At 70.4% G+C, this 23,885-nt stretch carries 24 protein-coding genes; 10 read left to right on the plus strand and 14 right to left on the minus strand.

Translation table 11 applies throughout. The annotated features are described in order from the left end of the window. Positions 1–10: 10 nt before the first annotated feature. Genes AC5WRL_RS05665 through AC5WRL_RS05675 form a run of 3 tightly spaced genes read right to left on the minus strand, consistent with a single transcriptional unit; the run spans position 11 to position 3,268 of the window. Positions 11–973: a sugar ABC transporter permease gene (locus AC5WRL_RS05665; protein ID WP_496087173.1), complete on the minus strand. Its 963-nt coding sequence runs from the start codon at positions 971–973 to the stop codon at positions 11–13. Between the two features lie 2 nt (positions 974–975). Continuing rightward, complete coding sequence (locus tag AC5WRL_RS05670; RefSeq protein ID WP_496087174.1) at positions 976–1,938, minus strand: carbohydrate ABC transporter permease; 963 nt, start codon at positions 1,936–1,938, stop codon at positions 976–978. A 58-nt stretch (positions 1,939–1,996) separates the two neighbouring features. Beyond that, positions 1,997–3,268 (minus strand): extracellular solute-binding protein, encoded by a 1,272-nt coding sequence (locus tag AC5WRL_RS05675; RefSeq protein WP_496087175.1) that lies wholly within the window; start codon positions 3,266–3,268, stop codon positions 1,997–1,999. A gap of 330 nt (positions 3,269–3,598) precedes the next feature. Here AC5WRL_RS05675 and AC5WRL_RS05680 point away from each other — a divergent pair, with 330 nt between their 5' ends. Together AC5WRL_RS05680 and AC5WRL_RS05685 are read left to right on the plus strand one after the other, a co-directional pair. Continuing rightward, a complete protein-coding gene (locus tag AC5WRL_RS05680) occupies positions 3,599–4,639 on the plus strand; it encodes a LacI family DNA-binding transcriptional regulator (protein ID WP_496087176.1) in 1,041 nt (346 codons plus the stop codon). Positions 4,640–4,675: 36 nt separating this feature from the next. Continuing rightward, positions 4,676–5,548 carry a phosphatase PAP2 family protein gene (locus AC5WRL_RS05685; protein ID WP_496087177.1) on the plus strand — a complete coding sequence of 291 codons (873 nt, stop codon included), beginning with the start codon at positions 4,676–4,678 and terminating at the stop codon, positions 5,546–5,548. Here AC5WRL_RS05685 and AC5WRL_RS05690 read toward each other — a convergent pair. Together AC5WRL_RS05690 and glnA are read right to left on the minus strand one after the other, a co-directional pair. Then, positions 5,533–8,571, minus strand: a complete 3,039-nt coding sequence (locus AC5WRL_RS05690) for a bifunctional [glutamine synthetase] adenylyltransferase/[glutamine synthetase]-adenylyl-L-tyrosine phosphorylase (protein ID WP_496087178.1) — start codon at positions 8,569–8,571, stop codon at positions 5,533–5,535. The two genes, AC5WRL_RS05685 and AC5WRL_RS05690, sit on opposite strands and share 16 nt — an antisense overlap. Further along, the gene (gene glnA, locus AC5WRL_RS05695) at positions 8,568–9,929 is read right to left on the minus strand and encodes a type I glutamate--ammonia ligase (RefSeq protein ID WP_496087179.1); all 1,362 of its coding nucleotides are present in this window, start codon (positions 9,927–9,929) and stop codon (positions 8,568–8,570) included. The genes AC5WRL_RS05690 and glnA overlap by 4 nt, the downstream gene beginning before the upstream one ends. Positions 9,930–10,466: 537 nt before the next feature. Between glnA and AC5WRL_RS05700 the strand changes: the two genes are divergently transcribed. From AC5WRL_RS05700 to AC5WRL_RS05720, 5 genes are read left to right on the plus strand one after another with little or no spacing between them, the layout of a single operon-like run. Continuing rightward, a complete protein-coding gene (locus AC5WRL_RS05700) occupies positions 10,467–11,861 on the plus strand; it encodes an ATP-binding protein (protein ID WP_496087180.1) in 1,395 nt (464 codons plus the stop codon). A 24-nt stretch (positions 11,862–11,885) separates the two neighbouring features. Next, a complete protein-coding gene (locus tag AC5WRL_RS05705) occupies positions 11,886–12,296 on the plus strand; it encodes a roadblock/LC7 domain-containing protein (RefSeq protein WP_496087181.1) in 411 nt (136 codons plus the stop codon). Next, positions 12,293–12,691: a DUF742 domain-containing protein gene (locus tag AC5WRL_RS05710; protein WP_496087182.1), complete on the plus strand. Its 399-nt coding sequence runs from the start codon at positions 12,293–12,295 to the stop codon at positions 12,689–12,691. The genes AC5WRL_RS05705 and AC5WRL_RS05710 overlap by 4 nt, the downstream gene beginning before the upstream one ends. After that, a complete protein-coding gene (locus AC5WRL_RS05715) occupies positions 12,672–13,310 on the plus strand; it encodes a GTP-binding protein (RefSeq protein WP_496087183.1) in 639 nt (212 codons plus the stop codon). Before AC5WRL_RS05710 ends, AC5WRL_RS05715 begins: the two co-directional genes overlap by 20 nt. After that, on the plus strand, positions 13,307–14,857 hold the full coding sequence (locus AC5WRL_RS05720) for a cytochrome P450 (RefSeq protein WP_496087184.1): 1,551 nt from the start codon (positions 13,307–13,309) through the stop codon (positions 14,855–14,857). Before AC5WRL_RS05715 ends, AC5WRL_RS05720 begins: the two co-directional genes overlap by 4 nt. On the opposite strand, the gene AC5WRL_RS05725 is transcribed toward AC5WRL_RS05720, so the two are convergent. The 4 genes from AC5WRL_RS05725 to AC5WRL_RS05740 all read right to left on the minus strand — a co-directional run bounded on the left by AC5WRL_RS05725 (position 14,811) and on the right by AC5WRL_RS05740 (position 18,760). Next, positions 14,811–15,863 (minus strand): terpene synthase family protein, encoded by a 1,053-nt coding sequence (locus AC5WRL_RS05725; RefSeq protein WP_496087185.1) that lies wholly within the window; start codon positions 15,861–15,863, stop codon positions 14,811–14,813. The two genes, AC5WRL_RS05720 and AC5WRL_RS05725, sit on opposite strands and share 47 nt — an antisense overlap. A gap of 166 nt (positions 15,864–16,029) precedes the next feature. Next, positions 16,030–16,614, minus strand: a complete 585-nt coding sequence (pspAB, locus tag AC5WRL_RS05730; RefSeq protein WP_496087186.1) for a PspA-associated protein PspAB — start codon at positions 16,612–16,614, stop codon at positions 16,030–16,032. Positions 16,615–16,685: 71 nt separating this feature from the next. Next, positions 16,686–17,579: a zinc metalloprotease HtpX gene (gene htpX / locus AC5WRL_RS05735; protein WP_496087187.1), complete on the minus strand. Its 894-nt coding sequence runs from the start codon at positions 17,577–17,579 to the stop codon at positions 16,686–16,688. 113 nt (positions 17,580–17,692) lie between these two features. Next, positions 17,693–18,760 (minus strand): endonuclease/exonuclease/phosphatase family protein, encoded by a 1,068-nt coding sequence (locus tag AC5WRL_RS05740; protein ID WP_496087188.1) that lies wholly within the window; start codon positions 18,758–18,760, stop codon positions 17,693–17,695. 232 nt (positions 18,761–18,992) lie between these two features. Here AC5WRL_RS05740 and panB point away from each other — a divergent pair, with 232 nt between their 5' ends. The 3 genes from panB to AC5WRL_RS05755 all read left to right on the plus strand — a co-directional run bounded on the left by panB (position 18,993) and on the right by AC5WRL_RS05755 (position 21,834). Next, entirely contained in the window at positions 18,993–19,865 is an 873-nt protein-coding gene (panB, locus tag AC5WRL_RS05745; protein ID WP_496087189.1) for a 3-methyl-2-oxobutanoate hydroxymethyltransferase, read from the plus strand. Positions 19,866–19,972: 107 nt separating this feature from the next. Continuing rightward, positions 19,973–21,001: an ATP-binding cassette domain-containing protein gene (locus AC5WRL_RS05750; protein ID WP_496087190.1), complete on the plus strand. Its 1,029-nt coding sequence runs from the start codon at positions 19,973–19,975 to the stop codon at positions 20,999–21,001. Then, positions 20,998–21,834 carry an ABC transporter permease gene (locus AC5WRL_RS05755; protein ID WP_496087191.1) on the plus strand — a complete coding sequence of 279 codons (837 nt, stop codon included), beginning with the start codon at positions 20,998–21,000 and terminating at the stop codon, positions 21,832–21,834. The genes AC5WRL_RS05750 and AC5WRL_RS05755 overlap by 4 nt, the downstream gene beginning before the upstream one ends. Before the next feature lie 37 nt (positions 21,835–21,871). Here AC5WRL_RS05755 and AC5WRL_RS05760 read toward each other — a convergent pair whose 3' ends face one another. The 5 genes from AC5WRL_RS05760 to AC5WRL_RS05780 are packed head-to-tail and all read right to left on the minus strand — an operon-like array spanning position 21,872 to position 23,842. Further along, on the minus strand, positions 21,872–22,108 hold the full coding sequence (locus AC5WRL_RS05760) for a hypothetical protein (RefSeq protein ID WP_496087192.1): 237 nt from the start codon (positions 22,106–22,108) through the stop codon (positions 21,872–21,874). Positions 22,109–22,131: 23 nt separating this feature from the next. Beyond that, a complete protein-coding gene (gene npdG / locus AC5WRL_RS05765) occupies positions 22,132–22,842 on the minus strand; it encodes an NADPH-dependent F420 reductase (RefSeq protein WP_496087193.1) in 711 nt (236 codons plus the stop codon). Positions 22,843–22,892: 50 nt separating this feature from the next. After that, complete coding sequence (locus AC5WRL_RS05770; RefSeq protein ID WP_496087194.1) at positions 22,893–23,438, minus strand: Uma2 family endonuclease; 546 nt, start codon at positions 23,436–23,438, stop codon at positions 22,893–22,895. A 25-nt stretch (positions 23,439–23,463) separates the two neighbouring features. Beyond that, the gene (locus tag AC5WRL_RS05775) at positions 23,464–23,646 is read right to left on the minus strand and encodes a hypothetical protein (RefSeq protein ID WP_496087195.1); all 183 of its coding nucleotides are present in this window, start codon (positions 23,644–23,646) and stop codon (positions 23,464–23,466) included. A 13-nt stretch (positions 23,647–23,659) separates the two neighbouring features. Further along, positions 23,660–23,842, minus strand: a complete 183-nt coding sequence (locus AC5WRL_RS05780; protein WP_496087196.1) for a hypothetical protein — start codon at positions 23,840–23,842, stop codon at positions 23,660–23,662. Positions 23,843–23,885: the final 43 nt, after the last annotated feature.

Here is a 23,885-nt window from a genome sequence, read left to right on the forward strand (position 1 = left end):
GTTGCTGCGGTCAGGACTTGGTGGCGCCCGCCGTCAGTCCGGATTGCAGATGCCGCTGCGCGTAGCCGAAGACCAGGGTCGCGGGTACGGCGATGAGTACGGCGGCGGCGGTCATCAGATGCCAGTCCTGGGTGTGCTGGTTGACGAAGGTCTGGAGACCGCCGGCCAGGGTGAGGTGCCGCTCACCGGTCATGAACGCGGTGGCGTAGGCGACTTCGGCCCAGGCCGTGACGAAGGTGTAGAAGCCGGTGACGGCAAGGCCCGGGCGGGCCAGCGGCATGATGAGCCGCCAGAAGGTGCCGAAGGGCGACAGGCCGTCCACCCGTCCCGATTCGTCGATGGAGACGGGGATGGTGTCGAAGAAGCCCTTCATCATCCAGGCGCAGAACGGCACCGCGATGGTGAGGTAGGTGACGATCAGCGCGATGGGCCGGTTGAGCAGCCCGTACCGCGACATCAGGTTGTACAGCGGCACGATGAGCACGGCCATCGGGAACATCTGGGTGATGAGCAGGGTCCACATGAGCGGGCGCATGCCGGGGAAGCGGAAGCGGCTGAGCGCGTAGCCGGTGGTGGAGGAGATGAACACCCCGATGATCGTGGTGGTGACCACAATCAGCAGCGAGTTGCCGAACCAGGTGAGGAACTTGGTGTTGTTCAGCACATGGTCGTAGTTGTCCAGCGTGAAGTTGGAGATCAGCGCCACGGTGAAGGTGTCGCTCTTGGGCTTGAAGGAGGTCACCAGCAGCCACAGCGGCGGGAAGACCGCGATGAAGGCGGCGAGCAGCAAGGTGGCGTGCAGGCCGAAGGAGGCGAGCGGGCCGCGTTCGCCGCGCCGCCGGGGGCGCTTGCCGCCGCCACCGCCCGCGCCGCCCCACTGCGGGGTGTCGCCCGTGCCGGTGCCGGTGCCCTTCTCGGTGCCGGTGCCGGCGGTGGTGGTGCCGGAGGTGAAGCGGGTCGTCTCGATTTCCATCGCTACCACACCTCTCCCTGCTTGCGCAGTGCTCGCCGGTAGGAGATCGCGAAGAGCACCAGAAGCAGCAGGATCAGTACGCCCCAGGCCGCGGAGTTGGCGAAGTCGCGCGGGCTTCTGATGAACGCCAGCCGGAACGCCTCCGTCACCAGGATGTCGGTGGAGCCGGCCGGGCCGCCCCGGGTGAGCAGGAAGATCACCGGGAACATGTTGAAGGTCCAGATGGTGCTCAGCAGCACCACGGTCATCGACACCGAGCGCACCCCCGGCAGCGTGATGTTCCAGAACCGCTGCCAGGGGCCGGCGCCGTCCATCTCGGCGGCCTCGTAGTGCTCGGCGGGGATGGACTGGAGGGCACCCAGCATGGCGATCAGCATGAAGGGCACGCCCAGCCAGACGTTGACGCCGATGACGGCGAGCTTGGCCCAGGTGGGGTCGCTCAGCCAGTGCACGCCGGCGATGCCCCGCCCCTCCAGCAGGTTGTTGAGGATGCCGTTGCGCTCGTTGAAGATCATCCGCCAGGCGAAGACCGACACGAAGGCGGGGATCGCCCAGGGCAGGATGAGCGCCATCCGGTACAGGGTGCGGCCCCGGAAGGTGCGGTTGAGCATGTTGGCCAGGCCCAGGCCGATCAGGAAGGTGATGGCCACGCAGGAGATCGTCCACACCATGGTCCAGCCGAGCCGGTCCCAGAACTTGCTGCCGGTGAGGATGTCGACGTAGTTCTCCAGGCCGACGAAGTCGTAGCTGGCGTCGATCTTGTTGACGCCGATCTGGCGCTCGACGTTGGCCTCGGTGGCGTTGGTGAGGGAGAGGAAGACACCCCGCACCAGGGGCCAGCCGATGATGCCGACGATCACGATGACGACGGGGGCGATCATGGCCCACGCGTACCAGTAGTTCGCCAGGGTACGGCGCAGCCTGGCGCCCTTCCCGAGCCGGGACATCACCGCTTCAGCAGCCATGGGATCGCTCGCCGCCCTTCGTCTTGCGCGTCCGTGGGTTTCGCACCGGACCGCTCGCTCAGTCGAGCCAGTTGTCGAGGACGTCGCGGTAGGCGTCGCCGGTTTGCTTGGCGGCCTTCTCCGGGGGGACGGAGCCGATCAGCATGGCCTCGACGTTGTCGCCGATGGGCTCGAAGAGGGACTGGGCCTGCGGGATCCAGGGGCGCTCGTGGGAGACCTCGACGGCGGGCTTGAAGAACTGCACCATCTCGTTGTTCCGCACCGAGTCGACGTCGTAGACGGAGGTACGGGTGGGCAGCAGGCTGAGTTCCTCGGTGATCCGCTGCTGGGTGGCGGCGGAGGACATGTACTTGACGAACTCGAAGGCGGCCGGGGACTCCTTCTCGGGGGTGCCGGCGTAGATGGCGTAGTTCCAGCCGCCCTGCGGGGCGGCCTGGGCGACGGAGCCGCCGGGGACCGGGGCCACGCCGAGGTTGTCGCCGAGGGCGGTGACGGCGTCGTTGATGGCCCACGGGCCGTTGATCATCATGGCCACGTCGCCGCGGGAGAAGGCGCCCATCATGTTCTCCCAGCCGTCGCTGGTGTCGGTGATGGCGGCGCCGGAGTCGACCATGTCCTTCATCCGGGTGAAGGCGGCGACGCCCGCCTCGTTGTCGATGGTGACCTTCTTGTTCTCGGCGTCGACCATGTCGCCGCCCTCGCCGTACAGGAAGGGCAGGAACCAGTACGGGTCGTCGCCGCGCATGTACAGGGGGACGGCGCCGACGCCCTGGAAGGCGGCGGTGGACGCCTTGACGTCCTCCAGCGAGGTGGGCACCTCCACGCCGGCGTCGGCCAGCAGCTGCTTGTTGTAGAACAGCGCCAGGGTGTCGATGACCTGCGGCACGGCGTAGGTGGTGCCCTCGTACTGGGTGCTGGACCACGCCTGCGGGAGGAAGTCCTCCTGGTTCTCCAGGGCGGGGGTGTCATCCAGCGGCCACAGGTAGCCCAGGCTGGCGAAGTCGGCGACCCAGGCGACCTCGGTGCGCATCACGTCGGGGGCCTCGTTGGCGGCGGCGGCGTTCTTGAAGCGGTTCTGCGCGTCGTCGAAGCCGATGTTGACGTAGTCGACGGTGACGCCCGGGTGCTGGTCGGCGAATGCCTCGGCGACGGCCTTGAAGACCTGGGCCTCGGTCTCGTTGGAGGTGTCCCAGTAGGTGATGGTGCCGGTCAGCTCTCCGTCCGCGGCGGCGCCGCCACCCCCGTCGCCGCCGTCGCCACCGCCGCAAGCGGTTACCGCAAGCGCCAGTGCCGCGAGAGCGGCTGTCGTCGTCCCTATGCTGCGCCGCATGTGAACTCCTTCAAGCGTTCCGCCCGGTTTAGGGGGCTGTGTTCCACCCTAGGCGCGGCTCCTTCGCCACGCCGGGCCGATCAGGAACGTAACAGTGGCGTCATCCTTTGGAAAGGCCTTGCGGCAAATTTCTGCAAGCCTGTCGGCACAACCGATCCGGCGGCTCCGGCGGGAGGCGTGGACCACCGCGCGAACCGCGTGCGCTCCGGCGGCCGGCAGCGGCCGTCCGGGTGAAAGAGTCCGCCGGGGCCGCTGCCCGAATATGCACATCCCGGTACAGTTCCCCCGGCCCGGTGGGCACGTACGGGGGCGGCCGGTAAGGTCCACTGGGTGACCGCACGGCTAGCTGACATCGCAGCCCAGGCGGGGGTCAGCGAAGCGACCGTCAGCCGGGTGCTCAACGGCCGGCCGGGCGTGGCCGCCGCCACCCGTGAATCCGTACTGGCCGCCCTCGACCTGCTCGGCTACGAGCGGCCGGCGCGGCTCGCCAAGCGCAGCGCGGGCCTGGTCGGGCTGATCACCCCCGAGCTGGAGAACCCGATCTTCCCGGCCTTCGCACAGGTCATCGGGCAGGCGCTGACCCGGCAGGGCTATACGCCGGTGCTGGCCACGCAGACCCCGGGCGGCTCCACCGAGGACGAGCTGACCGGGATGCTGGTCGAGCGCGGGGTGGCCGGGATCATCTTCATCTCCGGGCTGCACGCGGACACCTCCGCCGATGTGGAGCGCTATGAGCGGCTGCGCGGCAACGGCGTGCCGTTCGTCCTGATCAACGGGTTCGCGCCCGGGGTGCGGGCGCCCTTCGTCTCGCCGGACGACCGGGCGGCGATGCGGCTGGCGATGAGCCACCTCCTCTCGCTGGGCCACCGCCGGATCGGGCTGGCGCTGGGGCCGGCCCGCTTCGTCCCCGTGCAGCGGAAGATCGAGGGCTTCCTGCGCGGGGCGGTGGAGGATCTGGGGGTGACCGAGGAGGCGGCGCGGAAGCTGATCGAGCATTCGCTGTTCACGCTGGAGGGCGGCCAGGCGGCGGCCGGCGCGCTGCTGGAGCGCGGCTGCACGGGGCTGATCTGCGCCAGCGACATGATGGCGCTCGGCGCGATCCGGGCGGCGCGGCAGCGCGGGCTCGCGGTGCCGGCCGAGGTGTCGGTGATCGGCTACGACGACTCGCCGCTGATCGCGTTCACCGATCCGCCGCTGACCACGATCCGCCAGCCCGTCCCGGCCATGGGCCAGGCCGCGGTCCGGGCCCTGCTGGAAGAAATCGGGGGCACCCCTGCCCCGCACAGTGAGTTCGTGTTCTTGCCCGAACTGGTCGTACGGGGGTCCACCGCCACCGCGCCCCTCAGGGGTGGAAACCCGACTGGAGGATGATCGGGCAGCGTCCGGTCTCTGGCAGACTGTCCGTCCATGGGGGCTACAAGCGTCGAGCAGGACAGCGAACAGCGAGTGGATGCGGGGAGCGTGACCGACAAGCACACCGAGCCCCCGTCCCGGAGAAGGCGGCTCGGCGCACTGAGGGTGCCGCGCCGCCCGCGCATCTGGTTCGAGCTGCTGCTCATCGCCGTCAGCTACGGCGTCTACTCCATGATCCGCAACGCCGCGCCCACCCACGAGGAGCGGGCGCAGAGGCACGCACAGCAGATCTGGGACTTCGAGAACCACCTCAGCCTCGGCTTCGAGCGCGCGGTGAACCACGGCATCGAGGCCATCACCTGGCTGATCGTGCCGATGAACTACTACTACGCCACGCTCCACTTCATCGTGACGATCGGCGTGCTGGTGTGGGTGTTCCGCTGGCATCCCGGCCGGTACGGGGCGATCCGGCTGGTGCTGTTCGCCACCACCGGCGTGGCGCTGATCGGCTACTACTTCTATCCGCTGGCCCCGCCCCGGCTGATGGCGGGCATGGACTTCATCGACACCGGGCGGGTACACCACACCTGGGGCTCGTTCCAGTCGGAGAGCATGCAGTCGGTCTCCAACCAGTACGCCGCGATGCCGTCGATGCACATCGGCTGGTCGGTGTGGTGCGGTATCGCCATAGTGCTGCTGGCCAAGCCGCTGTGGGTGAAGATCCTGGGCGTGCTGTACCCGACGCTGACGCTGCTGGTGATCGTGGCCACCGCCAACCACTTCTGGCTGGACGCGGTCGGCGGCCTGGTCTGCCTGGCGTTCGGGCTCACGGTGGCCCGGCTGTGGTACGGCGAGTCCCCGTACCGGCTGCCCCAGCTGGTGCCCGACACCCCGCCGCGCACGAAGCGCGCTCAGTCCCCGTCGTAGAACAGCCGCTCCACCACGGTGCGGGCGCGGCGCGTCGTACGGCGGTAGTCGTCGATCATCTGGCCGCCGCTGCCGGTGTCCTGCTGGCGGGCGGCGCCCGGCTCGTACCCCAGATAGCGGGCGACGGCCGCCAGCTCGCGCGGGTCGGTGGGGAAGGTGTCCTGCGGCCGGCCGCGTACCAGCATCACCGCGTTGCGCACCCGGGAGGCCAGAATCCAGGCGGCGTCCAGGACGGCGGCGTCCTCGGCGTCCAGCAGTCCGGCGGCCTCGGCGGCGGCCAGCGCGCGGCGGGTACGGGTGGTGCGCAGCGCGGGCACCTCGGCGGCGTGCCGCAGCTGGAGCAGCTGGACGGTCCACTCGACGTCGGAGAGCCCGCCGCGCCCCAGTTTGGTGTGGGTGGTGGGGTCGGCGCCGCGCGGCAGCCGTTCGGCCTCCATCCGGGCCTTGAGCCGGCGGATCTCGCGGATGTCGGTGTCGGTCAGCCCGTCGGCGCGGTAGCGCAGCGGGTCGATCAGTGCGGTGAACCGCTCCCCCAGCTCCGGGTCCCCGGCGATCGGCTGGGCGCGCAGCAGCGCCTGGCTCTCCCACACCAGTGACCAGCGGCGGTAGTAGGCGGCGTAGTTGTCGAGGGTGCGCACCAGGGGGCCGCCGCGGCCCTCGGGGCGCAGGGTGGAGTCGATGAGCAGCGGGGGGTCGGTGGAGGGCAGCTGGAGCAGCCGGGTGAGTTCGCCGGCGACGGTGAGGGCTGCGCGGTCGGCCTCGGCGCGGTCGGCGCCCTCGCGCGGCTCGTGGACGAAGAGCACGTCGGCGTCGGAGCCGTAGCCCAGTTCGTGGCCGCCGAACCGGCCCATGGCGATGATGGCGAACCGGGTGGGGAGTTCGGCGCCCCAGCGGCCCTGGACGGCGGCGCGCAGGGCGCCGGCGAGGGTGGCGGCGTTGATGTCGGTGAGGGCGTCGCCGACCAGGTCGAGGGCGGGGCCCTGGCCTTCGCCGGGCGGGGCGCCGGTGGGGCGGTAGGCGCCGACGATGTCGGCGGCGGCGGTGCGGAACAGTTCGCGGCGGCGCACGCCGCGGGCGGCGACGGTGGCGGCCTCGGGCGAGGCGGCGCGGCCGACGGCGGCCAGGACCTCCTGGCGCAGGGCGGCGGCGCCGCGCGGGGCGAGTCCTTCGGGGTCGCCGAGCAGGGCGACGGCTTCGGGGGCGCGCAGCAGCAGGTCGGGGGCGAGCCGGCCGGCGGACAGCACGCGGGCGAGGTTCTCGGCGGCGGCGCCCTCGTCGCGCAGCAGCCGCAGGTACCAGGGGCTGGTGCCGAGCGCGTCGGAGACCTTGCGGAAGCCGAGCAGTCCGGCGTCGGGGTCGGCGGAGTCGGCGAACCGGTCCAGCAGGACGGGCAGCAGGGTGCGCTGGATGGCGGCCTTGCGGGTGACGCCGGAGGCGAGGGCGGTGAGGTGGCGCAGGGCGGCGGCCGGGTCGGCGTAGCCGAGGGCGACCAGCCGTTCCCTGGCGGCCTCGGGGGCCAGCCGTACCCCGCCGCCCTCCAGGCCGGCGACGGCTTCCAGCAGCGGGCGGTAGAAGAGCTTCTCGTGCAGCCGGCGTACGGCGGTGGTGTGCCGGCGCCAGGCGGCGGTGACCTCGGTGACCGGCTCGGCGGTGAAGCCGAGCGAGCGGCCCAGGCGGCGCAGGTCGGCCTCGTCGTCGGGCATGAGGTGGGTGCGGCGCAGCCGGTGCAGCTGGATGCGGTGTTCGACGGTGCGCAGGAACTGGTACGAGTCGTGCAGGGTGGCGGCGTCCTTGCGGCCGATGTAGCCGCCCTCGGCGAGCGCCGTCAGGGCGTCCAGGGTGGCGACGTGGCGCAGCGCGGGGTCGGTGCGGCCGTGCACGAGCTGGAGCAGCTGGACGGCGAACTCGACGTCGCGCAGTCCGCCGGGGCCGAGTTTGAGTTCGCGTTCGACCCGGTCGGCGGGGATGGACTCCTCGACGCGGCGGCGCATGCGCTGCACGTCGGGGACGAAGTTGTCGCGTTCGGCGGCCTGCCACACCAGGGGGGCGACGGCGCGGGCGTAGCGGTCGCCCAGTTCCTCGTCGCCGCCCACCGGCCGGGCTTTGAGGAGGGCCTGGAACTCCCAGGTCTTGGCCCAGCGGTGGTAGTAGGCGAGGTGGCTGCTGAGGGTACGGACCAGGGGTCCGTTGCGGCCCTCGGGGCGCAGGTTGGCGTCGACGGGCCAGATGGTGCCCTCGGCGGTGGTGTCGGAGCAGATCCGCATCATGCGGGCGGCGAGCCGGGTGGCGGCGCGCAGCGCGGCGGGCTCCGTACCGTCCTGCGCGCCCTCGGGGGGTTCGGCGACGAAGATGACGTCGACGTCGGAGACGTAGTTCAGCTCCCGGCCGCCGCATTTGCCCATGCCGATGACGGCGAGCCGGCAGCCGGCGGCGTCGGCGGGGGCTTCGGCGGCGGCGATCCGCAGGGCGGCGCGCAGGGTGGCGGTGGCGAGGTCGGCGAGTTCGGCGGCGGTCTCGGCGAAGCCGGTGGTGCCGGTCATGTCGCGGGCGGCGATGGTGAGCAGGGCGCGGCGGTAGCCGACCCGCAGGGTGTCGGGGTCGGTGGCGTCGGCGAGGGCGGCGGTGAATTCCTCGATGCCGGGGTGCAGGTCGGCGGTGTCGAAGGCGGCGAGGGTGCGCCATTCGACGGGGTGCCGGGCGAGGTGGTCGCCCAGGGCCTCGGAGGCGCCGAGTACGGCGAGCAGCCGGTCGCGCAGCGGTTTGGCGGCGGTGAGGGTGTCCAGCAGGACGGCCCGTTCCCCTTCGGGCTGGGCCTCGGCGAGCCGGGTGAGGGCGGCGAGCGCGAGGTCGGGGTCGGCGGTGGCGGCGAGTGCGTCGAGCAGTACGCCGTCGTCGCCGGCCGGGCGCAGTGCCGCGCGGTCCAGCAGCAGGCCGGCGGCGCGCGGGTCGGTGAACCCGCGCCGCGCCAGCTGGGTGAAGCGGCCGGGCCGCCGGGGCCCGAAGGGGATGCCGGGTCCGGTCACAGCACGGGCAGGTTCTTGCGCAGTTCGAAGGCGGTGACCTCGGAGCGGTACTCCTCCCATTCCTGGCGCTTGTTGCGCAGGAAGAAGTCGAAGACGTGCTCGCCGAGGGTTTCGGCGACGAGTTCGCTGTGCTGCATGAGGTTGATGGCCTCGCCGAGGTTCTGCGGGAGGGGTTCGATGCCCAGGGCGCGGCGTTCGCGGTCGGTGAGCGCCCACACGTCGTCCTCGGCGCCGGGGGGCAGCTCGTAGCCCTCCTCGACGCCCTTGAGGCCGGCGGCCAGCAGCAGGGCGTAGGCGAGGTAGGGGTTGGCGCCGGAGTCCAGGGAGCGGACCTCGATGCGGGTGGAGCCGGTCTTGCCGGGCTTGTACATGGGGACGCGGATGAGGGCGGAGCGGTTGTTGTGGCCCCAGCAGATGTACGAGGGGGCCTCGCCGCCGGCGCCGGCGGTGCGCTGGGTGCCGCCCCAGATGCGCTTGTAGGAGTTGACCCACTGGTTGGTGACGGCGGAGATCTCGCCGGCGTGCCGCAGGAGTCCGGCGATGAAGGAGCGGCCGATCTTGGAGAGCTGGTATTCGGCGCCGGTCTCGTGGAAGGCGTTGCGGTCGCCCTCGAAGAGGGAGAGGTGGGTGTGCATGCCGGAGCCGGGGTATTCGGAGAACGGCTTGGGCATGAAGGTGGCCTGGACGCCCTGTTCGAGGGCGACCTGCTTCATGACGAGGCGGAAGGTCATGATGTTGTCGGCGGTGGAGAGGGCGTCGGCGTAGCGCAGGTCGATCTCCTGCTGGCCGGGGGCGCCCTCGTGGTGGGAGAACTCCACGGAGATGCCCATGGATTCGAGCATGGAGATGGCCTGGCGGCGGAAGTCCATGCCGATGTTCTGCGGGGTGTGGTCGAAGTAGCCGGAGGAGTCGGCGGGGGTGGGGCGGGTGCCGTCGGCGGGCTTGTCCTTGAGCAGGAAGAACTCGATCTCGGGGTGGGTGTAGAAGGTGAAGCCGAGGTCGGAGCTCTTGGCGAGGGCGCGCTTGAGGACGTAGCGGGGGTCGGCGTAGGAGGGGGAGCCGTCCGGCATGAGGATGTCGCAGTACATGCGGGCGGTGCCGGGTGATTCGGCGCGCCAGGGCAGGATCTGGAAGGTGCTGGGCGCGGGTTTGGCGATCATGTCGGACTCATGGACGCGGGCGAAGCCCTCGATCGCGGAGCCGTCGAAGCCAATGCCTTCGTCAAATGCCTGTTCGAGTTCGGCGGGGGCGACGGCGACGGACTTGAGGAAGCCGAGCACATCGGTGAACCAGAGCCGGACGAACCGGATGTCCCGCTCCTCCAGTGTGCGGAGCACGAACTCCTGCTGCTTATCCATGGCCACCATCCTCGCAGGTCACAGCGCTCATTCTGGCGCACGGAAGCTCATCCGTCGCCCCCAGTATCGCGGCAGCCGGTTTCGGTGGCATTGCCGGTGCGGAACCCCAAGCTTTGGCCATGGCTGTGCGGCGCGTATTCCATGCTGCGCGCTGGCGCATATGCACAGCTCATCGGCTTGTCACCCCCTCACGCGCCCCCGCTCACGGACTCGTTCGGGGGACGTTTTCCGAACTCGCTGCGCCGGGGGCTTGCGGCCCCGTACTCTCCCTGTCACGTAGCGAGTTGCGGCCACTACAGCTAGTCGCGGCTGAGTCGCCGCTGCCCGCGAACGGACGCAGGTATGTCAGAGGCATACCCCCTCCTCATCCGCAACTCCTGTCCTCCCCCGTCCGTCGCCACTGTCCATCGCCACTGTCCATCGCAACGCCCAGTGAGGAAGCCCATGGTGCGAGCCGGTTCATTACAGCGGAGTGAGCGCCCCCCGCGCCCGGGAGCGTGGCTCCTCCCTCCCGTCCTGACCGTCATCGGTGCCGTCGTGGCGCTGCTGCTGGCGAGCAGCGGACAGCGGCCGGCGGTGGCCTGGTGCGCGGTGGTGGCCACCACCCTGGTGACCCTCCTGTCCGCCGAGGCCGCGCGCCGGGGGCTCGCCCTGGCCGCGCTCAAGGAGCAGCTGGCCGCCGAGCGGGCGGCCCGCCGCAAGGAGGCCCAGCACCTCGCCTGGAAGATCTTCCCGGTGGTGCTCGACAAGGTGCAGGACGGGGCCTCGCCCTCCGAGGTGGCGCCCCGCGACCACAGCGAGCTGTCCAGCGACCCGGAGATCGGCGCCTCCTACTACACCGCGCTCTTCAAGGCGGGCATCGCGGTCCAGGAGCGCGAGCACGCCAAGGACTCCGCCAACCGCGCCATCGTCAACATCTCCTGCCGCATCCAGTCCGAGATCCACCGCCTCCAGGACGACATCAACAAGATGCAGTACCGGCACGGCGGGCCGGAGATCCTCGGCGATCTGATGCATCTGGAGCACGGCATCAACGTCACCGGCCGGTTCGCCGTCTCGCTGGCGGTGCTCGGCGGCGGCGCCCCGATGCGGCGCTGGCAGCGGCCGATCTCCCTCTACGACGTGATGCGGGCCGGCAGCGCCCCCATCCAGGAGTATCTGCGCGTCGAACAGCACCACGTCGCCGAGGTCGCCGTCATCGGCCCGGCCGCCGAGTCCGTGATCCTCGTCCTCAGCGAACTGCTGGACAACGCCTGCCGCTACTCCCCGCCCAGCACCTCCGTGGTGATGAACACCGAGGAGGTCGCCGCCGGGGTCGAGATCTCCATCGAGGACAAGGGGATGGGGCTCACCGAGGAGTCCCGCAAGCACGCCGAGTTCCTGATGAAGCAGGCCGCCGACGGCCTGGATCTGTCCGACCTCGGCGAAACCGCCCGGGTCGGCCTGCGGGTCGCCTCCATCCTGTCCAACCGGTTCGGGCTGCGGCTGACCCTGCGCCCCTCCACCGGCAACGGGGTCCGGGCGGTGGTCTTCGTACCGCAGGAACTGCTCACCCAGCTCCCCGAGCCCAAGTACCCGATCCCCGGCATGCGCCCCAAGCCGCACCCGGTGATGGCGCCGGGTCTGGCCCGGCCCGTCGACGAGGACGAAGAGATCGAGTACGAGCGCAACGAGAACGGGCTGCCGCAACGGCACCGCAATCGGGCCTTCGACAACCCCCGGCGCGCCGCCGCCGCGCAGGCCGCCCGGCAGCAGCCGCCCGCCCCGGCGGCCGACCGGCAGCAGCCGGCCGGCAAGCCCGCCCGCCGGGTCGAGTCGGGGCTGTGGGTCTCCGACTTCTTCGCCGGCCTCGCGGCGGCGGACGGAGAGCACCCCAGCGGCACCGACCATTCCTCCGCCGATCAGCCGACCGGCAATGACCTCCGGAAGTAAAGGGTGTAACAGGTGGTAGAGCACGTGACACAGCGGCTGATGAACATGGACTGGATGCTCAAGGACCTGGCGGCCACGGTCCCCGGCATCGGGCACATCGTGCTGCTGTCCGCGGACGGCCTGTGCATGGCCCAGCACGGAGACGACCGGGACGCCGGGGAGCGGCTGGCCGCCGCCGCGTCCGGTCTGAAGTCCCTGGCCCAGTCCGTGGCGATGGAGTTCGACGACGAGGACAAAGACGTACGGATGGTCGTGCTTGAGCTGACCGGCGGCTTCTTCTATCTGATGTCGGCCGGCTCCCGCTCGTATCTGGCGGTCACCGCCAGCGCCGAGGTGAGCGCCACCATGGTCAGCCAGCGGATGCGGGATTTGGTGCTGCGCCTGGGCGAGCACCTGTCCAGCGCGGTGCGTGCCCCCGAACAGGCGGCGCCATGAGCCGGAAACGGCAGCGGGGCGACGGTGGGACGGGCGGCCAGGAGGAGGAAGCCCCCGTACCGCTGTATGTCATCACCGGCGGGCGGGGCGGCGACAAGGAGGACCACTTAGTCCTGGATCTGGTCACGCTGGTCGTGTCCCGATCCGCTCCCACTTCCGGCATGCACCCCGAGCAGGCGGCCATTCTGCGGATGTGCGGCAACCCCCTGTCCGTGGCCGAGATCTCCGCGTACATCGATCTGCCGTTCAGCGCGGTCAATGTGCTGCTGGCGGATCTGCTGGCCAACTCCCATGTGGAGGTCAGGGAAGCGAGAAGTGCGGCGCCGCAGCGCTCCGCGACGGATCCCGATATCGACACCCTGAAGGCTTTGATCGATGGACTACAACGGCTCTGACCTTTCCCTGGGCCCACGGCAGGAGGATCTGCTGCCCGCCTCGACGGAGAAGTCCGTCAAGGTGGTGATCGTCGGCGGCTTCGGCGTCGGCAAGACCACCATGGTCGGCGCGGTGAGCGAGATCCGCCCGCTGACCACCGAGGAGACCATGACCCGCGACAGCGTGGGCGTCGACTCGCTGCGCGGGGTGGAGCACAAGACCGAGACCACCGTGGCCATGGACTTCGGCCGGATCACCCTCAATCAGCAGCTGGTGCTCTATCTCTTCGGCACCCCCGGGCAGCAGCGGTTCTGGTTTCTGTGGAACGGCGTGATCGAGGGCGCGCTGGGCGCGGTGGTGCTGGTGGACACCCGCCGCCTCGAAGACAGCTTCCAGGCGATGGACCGGCTTGAGGCGGGCAATGTGCCCTTTGTCGTGGCGGTCAACAACTTCCCCGACGCGCCGCTGCATTCGGTGGCGGCGCTGCGTTCGGCGCTCGATCTGGGCGAGGACGTTCCGCTGGTCAACTGCGACGCGCGCCTGCTGGAGTCCAGCCGCGACGTCCTGCTGACCCTGATGCGCTACCTGTACACCAACGCCACCCGAGCCACCCAAGCACCGTCGGAGGTCACGCGATGAGCGCGCCAGCTGCTGATTCGTCCGGTTTTCGGCCGCCGGGTGCGCAGCCGCCGCCCGGCTGTCCGGCGCACGCGGGGGGTGGTTCCCCGGCCGGGGCAGCGGCCGGGGCGGGGCGCGCCGCCGGGGCGTTCGGGCCCGGTGGGGTGGCGCGGCTGTTCGGTCCCGAGGCGTCGGCCGATCCGGTGGGTCTGTACGAGCGGCTGCGGGCCGAGCACGGTCCGGTGGCGCCCGTGCTGCTGGAGGGCGATGTGCCGGCCTGGCTGGTGCTGGGCTATCACGAGATCCTGGAGGTGTGCCGCAATCCGCGCCGCTACAGCCGGGACGGCCGTAACTGGCGGGACTGGCAGAACGGGGTGGTGGGGCCGCACGATCCGATCGCCCCGGTGCTGGCCTGGGGCCCGGACGCCACCCATCAGGACGGCTCGGTGCACCACCGGCTGCGCGGCGCGGTCAACGAGTCGCTGGAGCGGTTCGACCGGCGGGCGATCCGCCGGCTGGTGGCCCGGTACGCCAACCATCTGATCAATGAGTTCGTGGACGCGGGCGAGGCGGAGCTGCTGAGCCAGTACGCGCAGCAGGTGCCGATGCGGGTGATGGGGCGGCTGGCCGGGCTCGACGAGGAGGACGGGCCGCCGATGACGGAGGCGGCCAGGCAGCTGCTGATGGGCACGGAGAAGGCGGTGACGGCGGATCAGTTCATCCAGCGGCGGCTGCGGGAGCTGGTGGCGGCCAAGCACGAGGCGCCGGGCTCGGATCTGGCGAGCTGGCTGATCGAGCACCCGGCCGGGCTGACGGACGAGGAGGTGCTGCACCATCTGCGGCTGGTGCTGGTGTCCGCCAATGAGACGACCACCAATCTGATCGTCAATACGCTGCGGGTGGTCTTCACCCATCCCCGGTTCCGGGGTTCGCTGCACGGCGGACGGATGACGCTGCCGGCGGCGGTGGAGCAGGTGCTGTGGGACGAGCCGCCGATCTCGGTGTGCCCGGGTGGCTTCGCGATGTTCGACATGGAGCTGGGCGGGCAGCACATCAAGAAGGGCGACGCGATGCTGCTGGGGCTGACGGCGGGCAATGTGGACCCGGTGGTCCGTCCCTCGCCGGGGGCCATGATGTACGGCAATCGCTCGCATCTGTCGTTCACCAGTGGCGCGCACGAGTGTCCGGGCGCGGACATCGGGCGGGCGATCACCGGTTCGGCGATCGAGGCGCTGCTGTACCGGCTGCCGGACATCCATCTGACGATCGAGGCGGACGAGCTGAGCTGGTCGGCGTCCACCTGGTCGCGGCATCTGGACCGGTTGCCGGTACGGTTCACCCCGCGCGACTCCCCGACGCCGATCGCGCCGATCCGGTTCACGCCGGAGGAGCTGGGGCGGATCGCGGTGCAGCACGCGGCGGCGCAGGACCGGCTGGCGCAGGGGGCGCGTACGGGGTCGGGGGTGCTGACGGCGGTCCGCGGTCCGGCCGCTGATGGGTCGGGGTCCGGGTCCGGGGTGGTCAGGGAAGGGCGGCGCGGCTGGTGGAGCCGGCTGTGGGGCCGCTGAGCGACGCGTCGTCCCGCTGGGTGGAGCCGATGTCGCCGGGGATCACCTCGATGCCGATGTTCTCGGCGGCGTAGCGGGCGGAGACGGTGCCCCAGCGCTGGTTGCCGATCATCCAGTGCCGCAGCCCGGCGATGAGGCGGGCCAGCTGCTCGCGTTCGGGTGCGACGGCGCGGTCCTCGTCGAGGGTGCGGGCGGTGTCCTGGAAGCGGTCGACGGCCTCGCGCACCAGGGCGCCGACCCGCTCCAGGGCCTCGGCGCGTGAGCAGCCGCGGGTGCGCTGGGTGATGAGCACCAGATTGTGCGGGTCGCCCTGGGCTTCCTCGCGTTCCAGGGAGTGCACGTCGTTGCACAGGAAGATCACGTCGGTGGCGCAGCGCAGCAGGGTCTGCACGGCGGTGCTCCAGTAGAGCGGCTGGGACAGTTCGAAGTGTCCGGCGCGTTCGATGAGGTCGAAGCAGGGGCCGGTGCCGACGGCTTCACGGCGCAGGGTGAGGTAGGTCTTCTCGTCCAGTAAGGCGCCGGAGCGGCGGTTGTGGGCCTCTTCGACGTAGGCGCGGAAGAACCGGGTGTATGTGGCGGCGGCCCGCTGGCGCCACGGGTGGGACATGCCGTGGGCGCTGCGCTGCCACACATCGGTGTAGGCGCGGGTGAGCGGGGTGTCCAGGGCGGGTGGAGTGCCGGGGGCGCGGTAGGGGATGGCGGCGAGTTCGGTGCTGAGCCGGGCGACGTGGTCGGGGCGGCTGCCGTACGGTCCGTCGAACTGGTCATCCAGCGGGAAGCCGATGCAGACGGCGTCGGTGACCAGGTCGAGGTCGGCGCCGCGGGCGTCGGGGTAGGCGTATCCGGCGAGATCGGTGAGCAGCCAGTCGCGGTAGCGGCGCAGGGCGTGCTCGCCGCGGACCAGACCGTGGGCGCGGATCCAGCTGAGGTGGTGCGTCCCGGCGCGGGCTGCCTCGGGATTCGATCCGGCCTCGAACGGCAGGAAGAAGGTGACGTTCTGTGGCATGAGACCTCCTCTCTCCAGCCCCTCTCATGAACATCTGTTCATTTCCGGGGCGTGGAGTTCCTTGCCCTGCCGCCTTTTCCGGCAATCTGTACCCGCATGATCCTGACCGAATATTTGCGTTTGGAATGGATCATTCCGCTTATGTGGCGGATCGGATCGGGTCCGGTCAGAGGCCGGGGGCGCCCCAGACCGGGAACCAGCGGCTGAGGTCCTTCTCCAGCCGCAGATCGTTCTCCAGCAGCCCGCGCATCTGGAGTTCCAGCGCGGTGTCGCGCTTCTCGCCGCCGCCCGGCACCGGGGCGAAGGGGTAGAAGGTGCCGCGCTTGTAGAGATAGACGAGGGCCAGCGGACGGTCGCGGTCGTCCTTGAAGCCGATCAGCGAGCACAGCAGCTGCGGGCCGAAGCCGCCGTCCTGGAGCAGGGTGTTCACCGCGTGCAGATCATTGACCAGGCCGGCCGCGTCGGACGGGTCGTGTTCGGCGAGCAGCCAGGTGTACCCGTAACTGTCCTGGCTGAACTCCACGGGCACCCCGCCGGTGGAGGTGTCGGCGTCCAGCAGCCCGCGCACATCGTCCTGGATCCGGGAGAACGCGCCGCCCTCCACGCTCGCGAAGCACACCGAGCCGAGCCCGGTGGGGGTGAACCCGGCCCCGGCCTGGAGCGTCAGCGCGGCGGACGGCACCCCGAACAGCTGGTCGAGATCGGGTTTCACCGGCTTGCTGCGGCCCAGGATGATGTCGAGGAAGCCCACGGGAGGATCAGCACCTTCGGCGGTCAGGAGGAGGCGGTCGAACGGCGCTGCCGATCCTACGGCCCCGCGGCCTACGGCCGGCCCAGCTCCGCGGAGATCCGGCCCAGCTGGTCCAGCCGCTTCTCCAGGCTGGGGTGCGAGGAGAACAGATTGCTCAGGCTCTCGCCGGAGATCGCCGGGGCGAAATAGAAGGCGTTGAACGGCTCGGCCTGCCGCAGATCACGGGTGGGCACCCGGGCCATCTGCCCGGAGATCTTGGTCAGCGCGGAGGCCAGCGCCGAGGGGCGGCCGGTCAGCAGCGCGCCGGCCCGGTCGGCGGCCAGCTCCCGGTAGCGGGACAGCAGCCGGGTCAGCAGATAGCTCAGCACGTACACCAGGGCGCTGATCAGCGGGATCAGCAGCAGGGCGATGTTCTGGTTGTTGCGGGACCTGCCGATGCCGCTGAACAGGGCCATCCGGGTGATCAGCCCGGCCAGCACACCCAGGAAGCCGGCGATGGTCATCACCGCGACATCGCGGTGCGCCACGTGCGACATCTCGTGTGCCAGCACCCCTTCGAGCTCATCGGGCTCCAGCCGGCGCAGCAGCCCGGTGGTGACACAGACCAGGGACTTGTGCTGGCTGCGTCCGGTGGCGAAGGCGTTGGGCACGTCGGTGTCGGCGATCGCCACCTTGGGCTTGGGCATGTCGGCCAGGGCACACAGCCGGTCCACGGCGCCGTGCAGCTCCGGGGCCTGCTCGGGGGTGACCTCGCGGGCGCCCATGCTGTAGGCGGCGATCCGGTCGCTGAACCAGAACTGGGCGATGAAGACCGCCCCGACGATGATCACGATCAGCGGCCACGCCTTGCCCAGCAGGACGATCATGACGCCGACGAACACCACATACAGCAGCCCGATCAGGAACATCGTGGTCACCATGCGGTTGGTGAGCCCACGGTCCGGGGCGAAACGGGTACGGGCCATGTCTGTCGCTTCCTCCTGATGGGGCTGGTCCCCCACACCTCAAACATAGACCGATGACCCGACGATCGGAGTAAAGGCGATCGGCATCGGACCGCCGAGGGGCACGTGGCGGCTCAGAAGTCCAGCCGGGCGGCCACCGGGAGGTGGTCGCTGCCGGTGCCCGGCAGCGTCCAGGAGGAGACCGGCTCAAGCTCCCGCACCAGGATCTGGTCGATCCGGGTCACCGGGAAATCCGCCGGCCAGCTGAAGCCGAAGCCCGCTCCCGCCGCGCCCTGGGTGGACCGCAGCTGCGAGGTGAGCGGGGCCAGCGCGCGATCGTTCACCGTGCCGTTCAGATCGCCCAGCACCAGCAGCCGGCTCAGCGGCTCGTCCGCTATGGCCCGGCCCAGCATCTCGGCCGCCCGGTCGCGCTGCTCGGCGGTGAAGCCGGCCCGGAACTGCACCCGTACCGAGGGCAGGTGTGCCACCAGCACCGCCACCTCACCACTGTCGGTGTGCACCGAGGTACGCAGCGCCCGGGTCCAGCCCATGCCGGTGTCCAGCTCGGTGGTCTCGCTCAGCGGCATCTTGCTCCACAGCCCGACCGTGCCGGCCACCGTGTGGTACGGGTACGCCTCGGCCAGGGCCGCCTCATAGGTGGCGACGTGCCGCTGCGGCAGCTCCTGGAGCGCGATCAGATCGGCACCGGTGCCCGCCAGGTCCTTCGCCGTACCGGCCGGGTCCTGGTTGTCGGCGTCCACATTGTGGCTGACCACCATCAGGGCGCCGCCGCTGCCGGTCTTGTCCAGCAGCAGCCCGCCGAAGAGGTTGAGCCAGACCAGCAGGGGCAGCACCAGGGCGGTCAGCGCGGTGAGCGAGCGGCGCAGCACGGCGCACAGCAGCAGCACCGGGATGCCGAGCCCGGCCCACGGGAGAAACGTTTCCAGCAGGCTGCCGAGGTTGCCGATCCGGTTGGGGATGCGGGAGTGCAGCACCATCACCAGCGCCAGCAGCACCGCGCCCGAGGCGATGATCACACCACGCCGCCAGCGGCCCACCCGGTCGCTCCAGCGCGCACGCGCCCGGGACGGCTTGGGTGGCTCCGACGGACTGGACGACTCCGGCCGCTCCGACTGACCGGTCGGCTCGGGTGGCTTGGCCGACCGCTCGTCGTCGTCCCCCGGGGTGTCCACCAATGCCATGCGCCGCCCTCACCAACCGTCGCTCTCCGCCCCCGGAACCTTACGCGAACCAGGACCCCCGCAAGCGCATCCGTGCAGGCCGCCCGGGTGTATCTCCGGTTAACGGCAGGGACGTTCGGGAGCCGGTGCCGGGTTCCGCCGGATCTGCTTCCCGTGCCGTGGGATCGGTGCGACCATGGAAGGCGATCCGGGGACGCCGTACGGCGCTTCGAGACGATGAATGGAGCACGACATGACGCAGCACACCGCTGCCCAGACCCCGCGCGAGCCGGGACTGTACGGGGGCAAGAGCAGCCGCCGTATCACCGTCCGTGACATTGCCGCCGCCAAGCGGCGCGGCGAGAAGTGGCCGATGCTCACCGCGTACGACGCGCTGACCGCTTCCGTATTCGACGAGGCCGGCATCCCCGTGATGCTGGTCGGCGACTCGATGGGCAACACCCACCTCGGGTACGACTCCACCGTGCCCGTCACCCTCGACGAGATGACCATGCTGTCGGCGGCCGTGGTACGCGGCACCAAGCGGGCGCTGATCGTCGGCGACCTGCCGTTCGGCTCGTACCAGGAGGGCCCGGCGCAGGCGCTGCGCAGCGCCACCCGGCTGCTGAAGGAGGCCGGGGTCGGCGCCGTGAAGCTGGAGGGCGGCGAACGCTCGGCCGACCAGATCCGGCTGCTGGTGGAGGCCGGTATCCCAGTGATGGCGCATGTGGGGCTCACCCCGCAGTCGGTGCTGGCCTTCGGCGGCCACCCGGTGCAGGGGCGCGGCGAGGAGGCGGCGCAGCAGCTGCTGCGCGACGCGAAGGCGGTGCAGGACGCCGGGGCGTTCGCGGTGGTGCTGGAGCTGGTGACGGCCGAGCTGTCCGCCGAGGTCACCCGGTCGCTGCACATTCCGACCGTGGGGATCGGCGCGGGTGCGGAGTGTGACGCGCAGGTGCTGGTGTGGACCGACATGGCCGGGATGACGGACTGGCCGGGCGGTCGCAAGCCGCGGTTCATCAAGGAGTACGCGCGGCTGCGGGAGACGCTCGGGGACGCGGCGAAGGCGTTCGCGGACGATGTGGTGTCCGGCACATATCCGGCCCCGGAGCACAGCTTCCCGTCCTGATGTCCGGTTGAGGGCCTGCTGACGCATTGACGGTCCGCCGACCGTCCGCGGCCGGTTGTCGGGTAAATGTCGGTGACTTGTCGGTGGCTACTGGCAGGCTGGGTCACATGACGCGAGAAAATACCCCCGGCCGCGGGCGGAACGCCGTCGAGGTCCGCGGTTTGGTCAAGCATTTCGGGGAGACCAAGGCGGTCGACGGCATCGATCTCGACGTCCGCGAGGGCACCGTGATGGGCGTGCTCGGCCCGAACGGGGCGGGCAAGACCACGCTGGTGCGCTGCCTGTCCACCCTGCTCATACCGGATGCCGGTTCGGCGGTGGTGGCGGGTTACGACGTGGTGCGGCAGCCGCGCCAGCTGCGCCGCACGATCGGACTGACCGGTCAGTACGCCTCGGTGGACGAGAAGCTTTCCGGCTGGGAGAACCTGTACATGATCGGGCGGCTGCTCGATTTCTCCCGGGCCGAGTCCCGCAAGCGGGCGGATGAGCTGCTGGAGCGGTTCTCCCTGACCGACGCGGCCCGGCGGCCGGTCGGCAAGTACTCGGGCGGGATGCGGCGACGCCTGGACCTGGCGGCGTCGATGATCGGCCGACCCCGGGTGCTGTACCTGGACGAGCCGACCACCGGCCTGGACCCGCGCACCCGCATCGAGGTGTGGGACGAGGTCAAGCGGATCGTCGCGGACGGCAACACGGTGCTGCTGACCACCCAGTACATGGAGGAGGCCGAGCAGCTGGCGAGCGAGCTGACGGTGGTGGACCACGGAAAGGTCATCGCCGAGGGCACGGTGCGCGAGCTGAAGGCGAAGGTCGGCGGGCGGACGCTGCTGGTGCGGCCGATGGATCACGGTCAGCTGCCGCTGATGGCGGCGGCGGTGACCGAGGCGGGCCTGGACGGCATCGCGGGGGTGGGCACGGACCCGGCGGGCGAGGCGCTGAGCGTGCCGATCATCAGCGACGAGCAGCTGACGGCGGTGGTCGGGCTGCTGGGGGCCCGCGGCTTCGGGATCGCGGACATCTCCACCCACCTGCCGAGCCTGGACGAGGTGTTCCTGTCGATCACGGGCAAGCCGGCGGCGAAGACGGAAGCCGGAGCGGAAGAGGAAGCGGAAGCGGAAGAGGCGGCGACGGCATGAGCACGACCACGACGAGGGAAGCGGCCGTACCCGTGCGGGAGCCGCACGGCACGGACGACGGCCGGATCGGGCTGCGGGCGAACCTGCGGCACATCGCGGCACTGGTGCGCCGCAACACGCTCCAGATCAAGCAGAACCCGGAATCGATGGCCGATGTGCTGCTGATGCCGATCGTGTTCACCCTGCTGTTCGTGTACGTCTTCGGCGGGGCGATCGCCGGCGAGGGCGGCGGCTATCCGAACTGGATCGTGCCGGGGCTGATGGCCATGATGGGCCTGAGCATCGCGATGGCGGTGGGCACCGGGGTGCACGAGGACTTCAGCAAGGGCGTGATGGACCGCTTCCGGTCCATGCCGATAGCCCGCTCCTCGGTGCTGATCGCCAAGGTGATCGTGGAGCTCGGCCGGCTGCTGGTGACCATGATGGTGCTGCTGGTGGTCGGGCTGGCGGTGGGGCTCGAACTGAACGGCCGCTGGGTGCAGCTGCTGGCGGCGATAGGTCTGTCCGCACTGTTCGGGGCCTCGCTGACCTGGATCTTCATCCTGCTGGGCCTGTCGATGAACAGTGCGCAGGCCATCCAGGGGATGGCGTTCATGGTGATGATGCCGTTGCAGTTCGGCTCGTCGATCTTCGTACCGACGGAGACCATGCCCGGCTGGCTCCAGGCGTTCGCGAACGTCAATCCGCTGTCGCAGCTGGCGGAGGCGTCGCGGAACCTGATCAACGGCACCGGTGATGTGGCCGGCCCGGCGCTGACCGTGGTGCTGTGGTCGATCGGCATCACGCTGGTGACGGCGCCGATGGCGATCTCCAAGTTCCGCAAGAAGGTGTAGGCGCGGGGCGTGTCGTAAGGGCCGCCGCGGTCCGCGATCAGCGGATGGCGGCGGCCCTTTTGTACGCGAACCAGGAGATGTTGGAGGAGAGCCCGGCGATCAGCACCCAGATGATGCCCAGGAAGTTGCCCCGGCCGAAGGAGACCACGGCGGCGATCACCGCCAGGACGCAGACGGCCAGGGCGTACAGGGCGAGCCGCCGGGAGGAGCGGGCGGCGGCGGCATCGGGGGCGGCGGTGGGGGCGGGCGCGGAGCCGGGTGAGCTGGAGGACATGCGCCCCATTGTCCCCGAGCAGGTCAGATGTCGGTGAGCCGGACCCCGGCGTGCGCCTTGTAGCGGCGGTTGACGGAGATCAGGTTGGCGACCAGCGACTCCACCTGGTGGGCGTTGCGCAGCCGCCCGGCGAAGACGCCGCGCATCCCGGGGATGCGGGCGGCCAGCGCCTGGACGAGTTCGCAGTCGGCCCGGCTGTCGCCCAGCACCATGACGTCGGTCTCGATCTCGGTGACCTCGGGATCCTGGAGCAGCACGGCCGACAGATGGTGGAAGGCGGCGGTGACCCGGGCGTCGGGCAGCAGGGCGGCGGCCTGCTGGGCGGCGCTTCCCTCGTCGGGGACGAGGGCGAAGGCCCCCTGCTTGTCGAAGCCCAGGGGGTTGACGCAGTCGACGACGAGTTTGCCGGCGAGTTCGGTGCGCAGGGCGGTGAGCGTCTTGGCGTGGCCCTCCCAGGGCACCGCGACGATGATGATGTCGCTCTCCCGGGCACAGCCGGCGTTGTCGAGCCCCCGGATGCCGAGCCCCAGCTCGGCGGCGGCGGCCTCGGCGCGCTCGGCGGCACGCGACCCGATGATCACCTGCTGCCCGGCCCGCGCGAGCCGATAGGCCAGCCCCCGCCCCTGATCCCCGGTCCCGCCCAGCACCCCGACCACCAGCCCGGACACATCGGGCAGCACCCAGGGATCCTTGGGGGTGGGCTTGGGAGCAGCGGCGGCATCATGAGAAGTCATGCCCCCGATCCTGCCACCCCGCCCCGGGGGACGGGTGGGGTGGCGGGGCGTCAGACCCGCCGAAACTGAGCCGAGTCCAGAACCAGCGTCCGATCAGCCACCGGGATCTCGATCTTCTCGCCGAAGTCGCCGGAAACGGTGCGCCGGTAGGCGCCGTCCTCGGGGTGACGGTGGAGGATCCAGCGGGCGGCGCTGACGTTCACCACGAGGGAGGACGGGATGCCTCGGAGGGCGTAGTGGCCGGGCCTGGTGTGGTATTCGTGCGCGGGGCTCTCCGGGAAGCCGATCTCGATGACGAATTCCAGGAGGCTTTCATCGATCGCGCTGTCCGCCGGTACGACCTTCTCCGACGGAATAGCCGACACATCGGGCTCCGGCAGATGGCCCTCACGAGCCGGGGTGACGGAGAATCCGCCGACCGATTCCCAGCCGGGCAGCTGCGCCTCGATCTGATTCCAGATTCGCCGCTCCGCGAACTTGGCCCCCTGGGGCACCGGCACCATCACCAGCCCACGATCGGTGAGCCGAAGCCGGGCGCTGCGCGGGATCTCACTGGTGCTCTGGACGAAACTCACCCAGCCGTCGAAGTGGGTCATGCGCTCTCCCCGGCCCTCACCTGGTTCAGGCAGCTTCGGCCTGCTGGGCCGAGCCGGGAAGCCGGACGGCACTGAGCGAGTCGATGTAGTCCTGGATCCGCTGCCGTTCGGCCACTGACCGCCTGGGTTCGCCCGCGAGGGCGTACCAGCGGCGCAGTGTCTCGGCGTGGTCCATCTCGATGAGGCGAGTGATGGAGTCAATCCCCATCTGCTCTCGCTGTTCAGGCGTGATCTCCAAGGTCCCCGATCCTTTCATTCAGGCGTCCCAATTCGTAGTTGAGGCGTTGCAAACGGCGTTGCTGGTGGTCGATACCGACCTTGTACTGACTGATATAGCTTTCCGCGTTCGGCACCTCCTCTTCCAGGATCACTGTTCGCCTCATGTAGTCATCGTCACCGGCCACAGGCTACGCCTCCTCCTTCGAGCGCTGACTTCCGCCGTGAGAG

This window comes from Streptomyces sp. NTD107, assembly GCF_059510435.1.

Excerpts from the sequence above, each read along its gene's own strand:
- AC5WRL_RS05665 (WP_496087173.1), bottom strand. The coding sequence starts at position 973 with ATGGAAATCGAGACGACCCGCTTCACCTCCGGCACCACCACCGCCGGC.
- AC5WRL_RS05670 (WP_496087174.1), bottom strand. The coding sequence starts at position 1,938 with ATGGCTGCTGAAGCGGTGATGTCCCGGCTCGGGAAGGGCGCCAGGCTG.
- AC5WRL_RS05675 (WP_496087175.1), bottom strand. The coding sequence starts at position 3,268 with ATGCGGCGCAGCATAGGGACGACGACAGCCGCTCTCGCGGCACTGGCG.
- AC5WRL_RS05685 (WP_496087177.1), top strand. The coding sequence starts at position 4,676 with ATGGGGGCTACAAGCGTCGAGCAGGACAGCGAACAGCGAGTGGATGCG.
- glnA (WP_496087179.1), bottom strand. The coding sequence starts at position 9,929 with ATGGATAAGCAGCAGGAGTTCGTGCTCCGCACACTGGAGGAGCGGGAC.
- AC5WRL_RS05710 (WP_496087182.1), top strand. The coding sequence starts at position 12,293 with ATGAGCCGGAAACGGCAGCGGGGCGACGGTGGGACGGGCGGCCAGGAG.
- AC5WRL_RS05715 (WP_496087183.1), top strand. The coding sequence starts at position 12,672 with ATGGACTACAACGGCTCTGACCTTTCCCTGGGCCCACGGCAGGAGGAT.
- AC5WRL_RS05720 (WP_496087184.1), top strand. The coding sequence starts at position 13,307 with ATGAGCGCGCCAGCTGCTGATTCGTCCGGTTTTCGGCCGCCGGGTGCG.
- AC5WRL_RS05725 (WP_496087185.1), bottom strand. The coding sequence starts at position 15,863 with ATGCCACAGAACGTCACCTTCTTCCTGCCGTTCGAGGCCGGATCGAAT.
- htpX (WP_496087187.1), bottom strand. The coding sequence starts at position 17,579 with ATGGCCCGTACCCGTTTCGCCCCGGACCGTGGGCTCACCAACCGCATG.
- AC5WRL_RS05740 (WP_496087188.1), bottom strand. The coding sequence starts at position 18,760 with ATGGCATTGGTGGACACCCCGGGGGACGACGACGAGCGGTCGGCCAAG.
- panB (WP_496087189.1), top strand. The coding sequence starts at position 18,993 with ATGACGCAGCACACCGCTGCCCAGACCCCGCGCGAGCCGGGACTGTAC.
- AC5WRL_RS05750 (WP_496087190.1), top strand. The coding sequence starts at position 19,973 with ATGACGCGAGAAAATACCCCCGGCCGCGGGCGGAACGCCGTCGAGGTC.
- AC5WRL_RS05755 (WP_496087191.1), top strand. The coding sequence starts at position 20,998 with ATGAGCACGACCACGACGAGGGAAGCGGCCGTACCCGTGCGGGAGCCG.
- AC5WRL_RS05760 (WP_496087192.1), bottom strand. The coding sequence starts at position 22,108 with ATGTCCTCCAGCTCACCCGGCTCCGCGCCCGCCCCCACCGCCGCCCCC.
- npdG (WP_496087193.1), bottom strand. The coding sequence starts at position 22,842 with ATGACTTCTCATGATGCCGCCGCTGCTCCCAAGCCCACCCCCAAGGAT.
- AC5WRL_RS05770 (WP_496087194.1), bottom strand. The coding sequence starts at position 23,438 with ATGACCCACTTCGACGGCTGGGTGAGTTTCGTCCAGAGCACCAGTGAG.
- AC5WRL_RS05775 (WP_496087195.1), bottom strand. The coding sequence starts at position 23,646 with ATGGGGATTGACTCCATCACTCGCCTCATCGAGATGGACCACGCCGAG.